The organism is Rhodopirellula baltica SH 1, assembly GCF_000196115.1.
Taxonomy (GTDB): Bacteria; Planctomycetota; Planctomycetia; order Pirellulales; family Pirellulaceae; genus Rhodopirellula; species Rhodopirellula baltica.
The window spans coordinates 198,998-211,085 of sequence record NC_005027.1 but is presented as its reverse complement, the minus strand read 5'-3'; the positions used below and the strand labels follow the sequence as shown (position 1 = coordinate 211,085).

Sequence of the window (12,088 nt, the reverse complement as noted above, 5' to 3'; positions counted from 1 at the left end):
GCTGCAGGCGTTGCGTGATGTGGTCCGCTACGTGGTGGACTCGAGCCCTTTGATGCCGGCGGAGGTGCTCGATCCGAAGGCGTCGATTTCGAGTCCCATGCGTTGGGCGAGGTCGACGTACAGGTTGCAAAGCGGTGTGTTGTTCGCCGCGTCGTGTGCGACGTACTTGCCGTGTCGGTAGCCGCCGCCGGCCAACAAGATTGGAAGGTTTCGCCAATCATGTGCACTGGCGTTGCCAAGATTGGATCCGAACATCACGGCGGTGTGATCCAACAGTGATCGATTGTGCTCCTCGATCGATTTCAATTGATCGAGGAATTCGCCAAACGCTCCCCATTCTGCCGCTTCGATTCGTTTCAGTTCAGCGATTTTCTCAGGGTCTTTGCCATGGTGCGATAGACCATGCCAATCGCTTTGAACCCCGGGGATCTGAGGAACTGAGTTCAGCCCGGCCAACTGAAACGTGACGGTTCGCGTCGAATCGGTTTGCAACGCTAACGCAATGATTCGGTACATCAACCGTTGGCGTTCAATCGCGAGAGCTTTGTCGTTGATGTCCGATACGGGTTCTTCGTCGACGACTGGTTTGGGACGACGGACCCAGCCTTCGGATTGCTGCAGTCGCGATTCTAAATCTCGGATCGAGTGCAGGTATTCATCCAGCTTTTGTTGATCGCGAATTCCGAGTTCGCGTTTGAGTGATTGAGCTCGCAATCCAACCGTGTCGAGAACACTGCGGCCGCGGCGGAGTCGATCGAGGTCCGCCTCGACTTCGTGCGGTTTACCATCGACGAACATTGCGGTGAAGAGTTTGGCGGGGGAATGCTGAGCGGGTATCTCGACTCCACTGGATGTCCACGAAAGGGACTGACCGCCGGTCGTAAGGGCCAGGAACGGGAAGCGAGTCTTCAGTCCAATCTCTCGAGCGATGAGTTGGTCGAGTGAGATCGAGTTTCGGAAACCTGCCAGTCCTGGGCGTCGGGCCGCGGTCAACCAAGTCAACTCGGAGGCGTGACCGTTGTTTCCGTTTTGTTCGGGGTGAGACAAACCCGAGAACAAACTGAAGTCATCGCGATGGCGTTGGACTTGTTCCAGGTAAGGTGTGATCGCGTAGTCGCGGCCGGTTGATTCGGGAAACAAATGGTCCCCGTGAAAACCAAGCGAAGCACAGATGGCAACAAACCGTTTCGGCGCCCTCTCCGCATCGACGCTTTGATCATTGCCCAACACACGGCGACCAAGTGAAGGTCCCATCGCCTCCAAGAACGGCAAAGCCAAGGCCGCACCACCGGCGGATCGCAACAGTCGTCGTCGAGACATCGGTTGAGAGGGAATCAGCATGGCTTTTTCAAGTGAAAGGTTAGGAGCGTCGTTGAATCAAGTGAGCGAGACGCTACTTGGTTCGGAAAATGTCGCTGGCGATGACCAACGCCAACATCGTGCGAAGCCCATGACCTCGCTGAGCGGATTGCCGCGTTAAAGATTCAATTTCTTGCCGATCGGAAAACCCCATTTCTCGCCCCGTGGCAAACGTCAGCCACTTGGTGATCAATGACATTGCCAATTGATCAGGGTCTTTGAGAAGGCAATCCCGAAATGCGTCAAATCCTTCGAAGGATTCGCCCGATGGCAACGTACCGCTGGAATCAACAGGCAACCCCAAGCGGTATTGCACACGGCGATTGTTGACACGCAAGTCGATTCGTTCGCCTTCGCCGAGACTGCGATAACGATCACGCCAGCCGCCAATAGGATTGAAACTTTCGAGTGCGAAACCCGGTGGATCAATCAATGCATGGCAGGCATGACAGGATTCTTCGCTTCGATGTTGATCGAGCAGCTGACGCAGCGTTGCTGCCCCGCGGATGTCGGGTTCAACGCCGGAGATGCCTGGCGGAGGTGGTGCAGGATGCACGCCGAGCAAGCGTTCGGTCACCCACACACCGCGGACGACGGGAGACGTGTTCGTTCCGTTGGCGGTGACCTTGAGTACGCTGGCTTGTCCAAGCAAACCGCCGCGAACCGAATCATTAGGAAGTCGCACGCGGCGGATGTCAGCGTGATCAACTCCTTCGATGCCGTAGTGATTTGCCAATCGTAAATTCAGCATCGCGAAGTCGGATTTCACCAAATTCGTGACCGGCAAGTTTTCACGAATCAAGGTCGCAAAAAATTGACGTGTTTCTTCGACCATGCTGTCGCGCAGATACCGGTCGTATTCCGGAAACAGCTTTTGATCGGGGCTGGTTTGATCAATGTCTCGTAGGTTAAGCCAAGCATCCGTGAAGTCGACCACGAACCGATCAAATCTGGGTTCAGCTACCAACCGTTTTGCATGACTCAGTAATGATTCGGTTGATCGGGTCAGTTCGTTTTGCCCGGCGGCGCGTAGCAGTGCCTTGTCAGGTGTTGTGCGATTCAGGAAATACGACAACCGAGTCGCGATGGCATGGTCATCGAGTTTGCCGGGCGGTTCACGAAAATACAAAAAATCGGGCGAGCAAAGGATGGCGGCGACGGCGGTTCGCAACGCATCTTCGGTGGATGCGCCACGGTCTTGCTCGGAACGAAAAAGCTCGATGTAAGGTGTCAGTTCGGATGCATTGACCGGACGTCTCATCGCTGCGGATGCCACACGCTGCAATGAGTTTCGCAGCGACTCGTCCGGGTTGCTGCTGGTCAATTCAAACTCGGGTTTGTACCAAGACTTCTCTCGTTTGGACGGAGGGTTGGGCATAACCTCTTCGCGTTGCCAATCATCGAAGATCAACCGATGGCCACGAGAGGGAAACTCGTCCTTCAATGGCCCTTCCAATTGCACGTTCGCGATTGCCAGTCCGGGGCCGGTGTACCCATCCACGCCATCGTTGCGAATGTTGTAATCGCGAACCACCAAACCATACGGGATGATGTTGAGCATGTAGCGATATTCCAGATGCGCGGTCAGCTCGATGGTTGTCATTTCACCATCGGGGCTGAGCGGTGGCATGTCGAAGTAGCCCAGCGTTGGTTGTTCGCTGCCTCGGGTAAAGCTTTTTGCCCCGACATAGAACGGGATCTTCTGATCGGTTTGGTATGCGTATCCGGTGATCAAGATCCGATAGCGTCCCGATTCGGGAATGCTACTCGTTCGAAGCATGCCGTCTGGGTAACCAAAGTTTTGGTAGAACACGACGGATCCATCATCGAGTTGTTTCCACACTTTGCCTAAGTGCGTTTTGGCCTCGCGGGTTTCTGCGTAGTGAGTGTCGATCACATGGACGGGCGGAGGATCGGCGGTCTTCGCGATGGCAGATTCCAACACCAAGTCGGCGGCGTCGAGGTAGCGTTCCAGGTGAACCATGGAAATACCAAGTGATTCACCCACGTTGTCGAATTCGTGGCTGCGTCCATCAGCGGGCAACAATGTTTCCAGTTCGACTGCGGTGCCGAACAAATCGTTCAGCGTGTTCTCGTACTCTCGCCGGTTCAGTCGACGAAGGACGGTGCCTTTTTCAGATGCGTGATGCTGGTTCAGCGGAGTGGCCAGCGCGGCAATGAAATCAGTTCGTCGTGTTTCGTCGAGCGTGGACGAATCGGGTGGTGGCATCTCTCGCGTTTGGACTCGATCGTGAATGCGAACCCAAACGGCCAAGTCAGCAGCCCCGCCGATGGTTCGTGGTAGCGTGTCCAAGTTGAGTCCACCTTCGGAAGCACCGTCAGCGTGGCAGTCGCGGCAGTGATTTTGCAAGAAGGTTTGAATCTCCGGGTTGGATATCGACGTCGGTTCGCTCGCGTTCACGGCAAACGAGTGGGTTCCCAAAGCCAAAGCCGCGGCGAGCAAAAAGAACTGGGGTCTTGATGGATAACGACTCGGTTCAGTCGATAACAGACGGAGAATACGCGATGGGCTCATGGTCGCGATTTTAGTCCATCGACTTGGACGGCGTGCGAGTCATTCGCCGCTGGAGCCGGTAGGTACTTCGTACGGAACGCGTTGGCCTAAGAGCATCGGGCGGACTTTTGGGCGTTCCTGCTACGAAAATTTGTAACGTAGTTTGAACGAATCCGCTTGGGAGGTTAGTTTCTCCCCTAGGTAGTGAGCTCTAAGAGAGGGCCCTCCGGTGGCGGGTTGAGTTCCGAGTGGAGCTTCCGCGAGCAGGTCGTTTATCGCTTTGCGGATGTCCAGATCAAGGCACTTGATATGTTTTTGAATCGCTTTTCAGTCGCCATCGCGGTGCTTGTGACGCTGGCCGGATTGGGATGGCCGTCGGTGGGACGGTCGCAGGGCCCGGTGACCTGGCAAAGTCGCGCTGGTTCGAGCGTGGAAGCCGAGTTGATACGTGTAGACGATTCCAAGGTCGTTCTGCAGGTCGAAGGCAATCGGTCTCCGGTGGAAGTTTCGCTGGATAGTTTGACGCCCGAATCGCGTTTGCAGGCAATGCAGATCTGGTTCAACGAGCGTGATGCGAAACAATTCCAGATGATTCGCCAACATCTACCTGGAATGTACGAGCGACCGGAGGCTGTCAGTCGTTTGTTGCTGGAAATCCACAAAGCGGTTCCCGAAAGTCCTTACGCGGGAATTTGGGCGGGTGTGGGTTTGTCCGAAGGCGAGAACAACTTGGAACTTGCCAAGCGTTTGCTGATGCAAGCGGTCAAACGGATCGAGGCTCAGCAAGAAGTGATGGCGGGACGTCACTCGATGACGCTGGCATCGGCTCGCAACAACCTGGGTGTGGTGGCTTTGAAGCAACAGGAAGCCAACCCTGCCGCATCGTCGTTTATCGCGGGAGTGCAATCGTCCAACGTTGTGTCAGCGGTGCTTGAGCACAACATGCAGTTGCTGGCGCAAACCGATTCGATGCGGACCGGTTTGATTGAACTGGCACCGCGATTGCGCAGTGAATTGCTGGCCACATTGGCATCCGCAGATGTCAGTACTTCGAAACCCAACTTGAACGAGAGCTTGTACTACACGTTGGACTTTGATTTACCGATTGAAGCCGGCGCAGGAAACCGCAAGGTCGAAGGTCTGGACAGCCCCAGTGTGTTCATGGAATTGGTCTCGATCGGAACGGGGTTCGTCGTTGCACCGGGAATCGTGCTGACATCGACGGACGTGATTACGAACACCGATGGTTATGGTCCCAAGATGGTAACCGTGGGATCGTATCAGCACGGCATCTTCAAAGCTTTGACGTGTAAGAACTGCTTGATGACGGCCCCGCGAATTTCAGCTCGAAGTGGCATCGTGATTCGCACCAACGAAACCATCGGAACGGTCACACGGTTTCGAATCATTCCACACCGTGCTGGTTCTTCCGATGCTGAACTGGCCGCATTGCACGTACCTGGATTGGATTTGGCACCGCTGTGCATTGCGAACGACACACCAGCAAAAGCGACCGATCTGACGTTGTATGGTTACGACCCCGGACAGAACTTGGTGAAGCAGGGAGTGCGGGAGTTCACCGGGGAAATTTTGAGTGAGCCCGATCATCAAGGCGTTCAGAATGTTTCCAACGAAACAACGGGCGGAAATCGTGGTGGTCCGTTGATGAGTGACGACAAGGCTGTCCACGGAATCGTTTTTGCCATGTCGGAAAACGAATTGGAAACGAGTGGCCGAGCCTTTGGTGCTCGGATGATCCGGTCTTGGTTCAACCGCAACGTGCGAACTACTTCACTGACCAGCGTTGATGATCAACCCATTGAAAAACGATTTGATCCCAAAGCGTCGGTGGTGCCCGTTTTTGTTTGGGGGCTGAAATCCGGAAGTGGTCTGTTCAGTGATGTGGCCGACGGCACCGGCCCCAGCGAGTCGCTGATGATCGAGAACACTTGGTGTGTTTCCTGCATCGGCTCGTCGTACCAGGATTGTCCGAACTGTGTGAACGGTTCTCAATCTTATCGAAAACAGGAAGTCGTCTCTTCGTCACGGATTGGCGGTGACGTGTACGCTCCCGTTGTGAAAAAGAAACGTTGTCCGACGTGCAGCGGTCGGGGCAAACTGAAGTGCCCGCACTGCAAAAATGGACGCCTCGATCTGCGACGCCGTTGATCACGCGGGCCAACATTTAAAAACGTTGACCGATGAAACGTTTGGAGCCGATGAAGCTTTTGGAAACGAGTAGCAGCGTTGGGTGCAACGCTTTGAAGACGCCGTGCACCGCAGATCTTAAGCGTCGACGCGAACGTCAACCCAATCCATGCCGGCTCGTTTCGCGGCTTCGAAGCCTAGTGGGCTGTCTTCGAAAACCAAACATCGTTTTGGATCCACGCCCATTCGCTCGGCTGCACACAAGAACACGTCGGGTTCAGGTTTGTGCAGTTCCGTGTCTTCGCTGCCCACGAGGACCGGGAACCAATCGGCAACACCGATCGTTCGCAGTTGGTCCGCGACGATGTCTCGCATCCCACCACTGGCGACGGACATGGCGATTCGATTGAGGTGCCGTTCGGCGATGTCTGTGACGTGTTCCAGGCGTTCAACGCTGGGAATGCGAGCGATGAAGTTTGCTTCCTTTTCTTCTGTCGCCAGATCAACGTCGATCGAAACGCCTTGTTCTGAACTCAGCACGGCGATGATTTTTTCACTTGGCATGCCGCCCATCGCGTAGAAACGCGACTCCGGAAAATCGATGCCGTGACGAGTCATTGTCTCGTTCCATGCCAGGTAATGAAGCGGCATAGAATTGGTGAGCGTTCCGTCACAGTCGAAGATCAGGCCTTCGTAGCGTTCCGTCAAATCATGAGCGATCGCGATGTCGAGGTGCAATTGGCCAAGTTCGTTGGGGCTGAGGATCGAAGCGGTGTTGTTGTCAGATTGGGACATTAAGTCGACATGGGTTTGGTTTCGGCCATCGAATCGGCCTTGGACATGGCATCGGCCCGAGCCATCTCGATGGAACGATCGAGTGCCGGAAACATTTTGCCCGCATCTTCGTGGAAGACACGGCCGATCAGCAAGTCCGTCACGTTGCCGCGATACTCGGGGTGTTCCTTCATGAACCGCCCAATGCTGAAATCTTTGTTGTAGAAAGCGTGAACGAGTTGCCGGACCTTGGAAGCTCCTTCCTTGAAATCGTCGGTCCATTTTCCCAGTTGTTCAGCTGACAGGTCGTCTTTCTTCAGTCCTTCGACGATCGCGTCGCCGGCACGAACACCCATTTCCAGTGCGAAATAGACGCCGGAGGAGTAGACCGGGTCGATGAACCCCAGTGCGTCGCCGATTAACACCCATCCCGGGCCAGAGTGTCGGCGGGTCATGTAGCTGAATTCTTTGGCGGTCGTGATTTTGCCCACGCGAGTCGCATTGGCCAGCCGTGGTTGAAGCCCAGGACAATTGGCGAGTTCTTCCTCAAAAATTTCTTCGGGAGTTCCGCGGCCTTTGAGAAGGTAGTCGTTGTCGCCGACGCATCCAACGCTGGTGATCCCGCGAGATTGAGGGATGAACCAGAACCAGGAATCACGCGATTTGGTGTTCAGAATGATGGTTGCGCCATCGTTGTCGCCTTCACCGCGAACGGCATCGCGGTAATACGTCCAGATTGCGGCTTTTTTTAGGTCAGGATTGATTTCTTTCAGACCCATCTTTCCAGCCAAAAACGCTTGCTGGCCCGTCGCGTCGACGACGACTTTGCAGCCGATCGTTTTTTCGGTGCCATCGGCGGTCCGTACGACGACGGCACGTGCGATCGGTTGGTCCTCTGTTTCGCCGGGTTCTGTTTGAACGTCGATCAGTCGAGTTTGGTCAAAACAGTCCGCTCCGAGCTCCGAGGCTCGGTCATAAAGCATTTTGTCAAATTCGCTGCGTTCGACCTGCCAAGTCGTGCTGCACTCGCGTTCATCGTGTTCGCGAAAAAAGAATGGGGCCGATTCTTTGCCTGTATGCGTGACAAACTGCACGCTTTTCTTGGCCTGCCATCCCGATCGTTTGACTTGATCGATCAATCCGAGTCGCTCGAGAGGCCAATAGCACTCCGGCATCAGCGATTCGCCGACGTGAAACCGAGGCACAGGATCTCGCTCGATCAACAGCGTGCTGACGCCGGAATCAGCCACAATCGAAGCCGCAGCACCACCGGCCGGGCCTCCACCAATCACCACGCAATCGTAGAAATCCTTCATCTTTGGCGTACTCATGTTCGAAAGGGGCAGTTCGATCGGAAATTGGAGCGTGAGAAGTCGCCTGGTGTAACCGAAAGGTTGCTGAGCAGACAACGTGGTTGTTTTTCGTCAATGTCAGGTGGCGTTGGGCACCCGCAATAGGCCATTATAGCGGGGTAGCAACTCGATCTTGAATTGTCGCCGCAGACCGATCCAGCCGAGAGACGCGATGGTCATGACCCCCTCCGCCGGACCGTTGGACGAGTCGGTGGAGGGCCGACCCTTGGCCGATCGGCGCCGTTGGTGCATCATTGCAACAATGACTGATTGCCCCTCCGCACCGCATGACTGGTCATGGAGCGTCCAAGATTACGGTCAAGAGAGAACGAGATTGTTCTGCGACGGCATCATTGCAACAGGTTGAATCGGTGGACCTCCAACAGTATTTCAAAAACGAAACGCCTCCTCACGACCACTTTGTCTCGGTCTTGCGCCACTGGGTGCAGGTCCGGCCGGATGCTCCCGCGTTCACGTTCACCGACGGGGAAGGTTCCGACCAAACGCTTTCGTACGCTGAATTGTGGGAAGAGGTCCGCGGTCTCGCGGGGTATTTGCAGGGTCGTTGCGGCATCCGCGCTGGTGACCGAGTGCTGCTGCTCTACCCGCCCGGACTGGATTTTGTCATTGGTCTTTTCGCGACTCACGCCGCCGGTGCGATCGCGGTTCCCGCCTACCCGCCTCGTCGTAACCGCAAGGCATCTCGAATTCGTTCCATCGTGGTCGATGCCGACGCCCGATGGGCTTTGTCGACCAGTTCCGTCGTCGATCAACTTTCCGGCAACGAACTGCACGAGGATTTGGTCGGTGTGCAGTTGTTGGGAACCGACTTGCCCACCAAACGCGATGCGACCCACTGGCGATGCCCAAAACTTCGCAGTGAAGCTCTCGGTGTGTTGCAGTACACATCCGGTTCGACAGGGTCACCCAAAGGGGTGATGCTGACTCAGGCCAACTTGATCGCCAACAGTGAGTTGATTCTGCACGGGTTTGAACCCGAGTCGACCATCATTGGTGCGTCTTGGTTGCCGACTTACCACGACATGGGGTTGGTCGGCGGTGTTTTGATGCCGATGTTCGTCGGACGCCACAACATTCTGATGAGTCCGATGGCGTTCCTTCAGCGACCGAGTCGATGGTTGCAAACGATCGCCCGTCATCAAGTCACGATCAGCGGCGGTCCCAACTTCGCCTACCAATTGTGCGTCGACAAAATTCGCGACGAAGAACTCGAAGGCGTCGATCTGTCGTCTTGGGAGATTGCTTTCAACGGAGCCGAGCCCGTTCGTTCGTCGACGCTCGACGCGTTCAGCAAGCGATTTGAAAAGTATGGTTTCCGCCACAGTTCGCATTTGCCTTGTTATGGGATGGCCGAGACGACGCTGATCGTTACCGGTGGTCCGATCTCTCCTCGTCCCGTGCTGCAACAATTTGACGGGCCGGCACTTGATGAAAAGGCCGTTCGTCCGGCCGTTGATGTGCCTGCGGATTTGGCAAAACAATCGGACGATGAAGATGACTCGAAAACATCCTCCGCGCGAGCGACCCGAGAATTGGTCGGGTGCGGCCGAGTCCTTCCCGGCGAACGCGTGTTGATCGTCGATCCCGACACTCGCCAAACGTTGCCCTCCGACGCAATCGGCGAAATTTGGGTGCAGAGTCCATCGGTTGGTCGTGGTTATTGGCAACGCCGAGAACAATCGGCCAAGACCTTCGCCGCGATGACGTCCGAAGGCGAAGGGCCGTTTTTGCGAACCGGTGACCTTGGTTTCTTGTACGGCGGACAGCTGTATGTGTCCGGACGCCTGAAGGACATGATCATCGTCCGCGGCGTCAATCGTTATCCGCAGGACATCGAAGCCACGGTGGAGCATGCCAGCGACGTCGTGCAAGCCGGTTCCGTTGCCGCCTTCGCGATGAATGCCGACAGCGACGAAACCGAGACCGGTCGTGAGAAGCTGATCATCGTTGCGGAAACCGTCCGCAAACGAGACTTGGATTGGGACGATCACCTGCAATCGATTCGTCGTGCGGTGACCGAGGAACACGATCTTCCACCCGATGCGATTTACTTGGTTCGCAACAGTTCCGTCCCCAAAACCAGTAGCGGAAAGATCCAGCGACACGCGTGTTTGCACGCCGTCCGAGACAAAGAGCTGAAGGTCATCGCCCAATGGATTCGCGGCGAAGAATCCTCGTTGCACAACGCCGGTTTGGCTGGCGAAACCATGATGAAAGCTGCCGCGGCTTCTGACGCGAGCGGTTTGGATTCGGTCGCTGATCCGGTGGTCGCTGAAGCAATCGTGTCGCACGTGCGAGCCATCGCGGGTGAACGAGCGGGATCGATCAATCCGGAAACCAACATCGTCTTGGATCTCGGGCTGGATAGTCTGGAACGTTTGGAAATTGCCAGGAACCTCGAACGCACCTTTGGCGGTCGGTTCCCGGAACAAGTGCTGGATGAAATTGAAACGATCGGCCAAATCGCAACCGCGGTCGAACGCTATCTGCCTGCGGGAGCTCTCGGTCGCGCCGAACAGTTCTTGGCCGGACGAGGCGACACGCAGCGAGACGGTGACGACGACCTTGTCAACACAAACGCGAACGGTCGCTCCAGCACCGACGGCGAAGGCCCACTCGCTCGGGTCATGCAAACGCCTCAAGTCGAACCCGAAGACGACGTGACTCAGTTCGCTGAGTATCGACGTTTGAAATCGACGATGCGTCAGATGCAATTGACTGGTGTCCCCAATCCATACTTTACCGTTCACGATTGCGTGGTCGGCGACAAAACGATTGTCGATGGAAAGTCATTGATCAGCTTTGCCAGCTACAACTACTTGGGTTTGAGCGGCCATCCTGAGGTTTCCAAAGCCGCCGCCGACGCGATCACGAAATACGGAACCAGTGTTTCGGCCAGTCGTTTGGTCAGCGGTGAAAAGCCGATCCACGGTGAACTCGAACGCAAAATCGCGAAGTGGGTTGGAGTCGACAATTCCATCACGATGGTCGGTGGTCACTCGACCAATGAAACGACGATTGGACACCTCGTCGGGCCCGGCGACTTGATCCTGCACGACGCACTTTCGCACAACAGCATCGTCCAAGGTGCGTTGCTGTCCGGAGCGAAACGTCGTCCCTTCCCACACAACGATTACGAAGCTCTCGACAAGATGCTGACCGCGCTGCGTGGTCAATACCGCCGAACTTTGATCATCATCGAAGGTGTCTACAGCATGGACGGCGATTTCGCCGATGTGCCGAAGTTCGTTGAGGTCAAAAAACGTCACCGTGCGATGCTGATGGTCGATGAGGCACACAGCTTTGGAACCATGGGCGCGACCGGTCATGGGATCGCCGAACACTTCGGATTCGACGCTCGCGATGTCGATATTTGGATGGGCACACTCAGCAAATCGGCCTCCTCCTGTGGTGGCTACATTGCCGGCAGTGAAGCCTTGGTGGAGTTGCTGCGATACACCGCTCCGGGATTCGTGTTCAGCGTTGGCATGCCTCCTGGGCAAGTCGCCGCCGCGATCGCTTCGTTGGAAGTGTTGGAGCGTGAGCCCCAACGGGTCGAGCGGCTTCGCCACAACAGCGAGTTGTTCCTGAATCTGAGCCGTGAAGCGGGCTTGGACACCGGTGACAGTGGCGGTACTCCCGTGGTTCCCGTGATCACCGGAAACAGTCTCGTCGCACTTCGATTGAGTAATCGGCTGAAGAAGGACGGGATCAACGTCCAACCGATTTTGTATCCGGCGGTGGATGAGTCGGCCGCGAGATTGCGGTTCTTCATCACCAGTGAACACAGCGAAGAGCAAATTCGATTCACCGTCGAACGCACGGCTCATCACTACAACGATTTGTGCGATACCCCCGCGAAACTTCGCGGAACCGCCTGATCCTGGATGTCGGACGAAACGGTCTGCTCAGAAATGTG

6 protein-coding genes are annotated in these 12,088 nt (G+C 55.8%); 2 read left to right on the top strand and 4 right to left on the bottom strand.

The annotated features are described in order from the left end of the window. Nucleotides 1-27: 27 nt before the first annotated feature. Nucleotides 28-1,341, bottom strand: a complete 1,314-nt coding sequence (locus tag RB_RS00865) for a DUF1552 domain-containing protein (protein WP_011117891.1) — start codon at nucleotides 1,339-1,341, stop codon at nucleotides 28-30. Between the two features lie 52 nt (nucleotides 1,342-1,393). Continuing rightward, nucleotides 1,394-3,895: a DUF1592 domain-containing protein gene (locus RB_RS00860; protein WP_011117890.1), complete on the bottom strand. Its 2,502-nt coding sequence runs from the start codon at nucleotides 3,893-3,895 to the stop codon at nucleotides 1,394-1,396. A gap of 216 nt (nucleotides 3,896-4,111) precedes the next feature. Between RB_RS00860 and RB_RS00855 the strand changes: the two genes are divergently transcribed. After that, the gene (locus RB_RS00855) at nucleotides 4,112-6,043 is read left to right on the top strand and encodes a peptidase (protein WP_164921297.1); all 1,932 of its coding nucleotides are present in this window, start codon (nucleotides 4,112-4,114) and stop codon (nucleotides 6,041-6,043) included. Nucleotides 6,044-6,160: 117 nt separating this feature from the next. Here the strand turns inward: RB_RS00855 and RB_RS00850 are convergent, their stop codons facing one another. After that, nucleotides 6,161-6,817: an HAD family hydrolase gene (locus tag RB_RS00850; protein WP_011117887.1), complete on the bottom strand. Its 657-nt coding sequence runs from the start codon at nucleotides 6,815-6,817 to the stop codon at nucleotides 6,161-6,163. Next, complete coding sequence (locus RB_RS00845; protein WP_164921296.1) at nucleotides 6,817-8,127, bottom strand: NAD(P)/FAD-dependent oxidoreductase; 1,311 nt, start codon at nucleotides 8,125-8,127, stop codon at nucleotides 6,817-6,819. The genes RB_RS00850 and RB_RS00845 overlap by 1 nt, the downstream gene beginning before the upstream one ends. Before the next feature lie 308 nt (nucleotides 8,128-8,435). On the opposite strand from RB_RS00845, the gene RB_RS00840 reads away from it, so the two are divergent. After that, nucleotides 8,436-12,050 carry an aminotransferase class I/II-fold pyridoxal phosphate-dependent enzyme gene (locus tag RB_RS00840; protein ID WP_011117884.1) on the top strand — a complete coding sequence of 1,205 codons (3,615 nt, stop codon included), beginning with the start codon at nucleotides 8,436-8,438 and terminating at the stop codon, nucleotides 12,048-12,050. Nucleotides 12,051-12,088: the final 38 nt, after the last annotated feature.

Excerpts from the sequence above, each read along its gene's own strand:
- RB_RS00865 (WP_011117891.1), bottom strand. The coding sequence starts at position 1,341 with ATGCTGATTCCCTCTCAACCGATGTCTCGACGACGACTGTTGCGATCC.
- RB_RS00860 (WP_011117890.1), bottom strand. The coding sequence starts at position 3,895 with ATGAGCCCATCGCGTATTCTCCGTCTGTTATCGACTGAACCGAGTCGT.
- RB_RS00850 (WP_011117887.1), bottom strand. The coding sequence starts at position 6,817 with ATGTCCCAATCTGACAACAACACCGCTTCGATCCTCAGCCCCAACGAA.
- RB_RS00845 (WP_164921296.1), bottom strand. The coding sequence starts at position 8,127 with ATGAGTACGCCAAAGATGAAGGATTTCTACGATTGCGTGGTGATTGGT.
- RB_RS00840 (WP_011117884.1), top strand. The coding sequence starts at position 8,436 with ATGACTGGTCATGGAGCGTCCAAGATTACGGTCAAGAGAGAACGAGAT.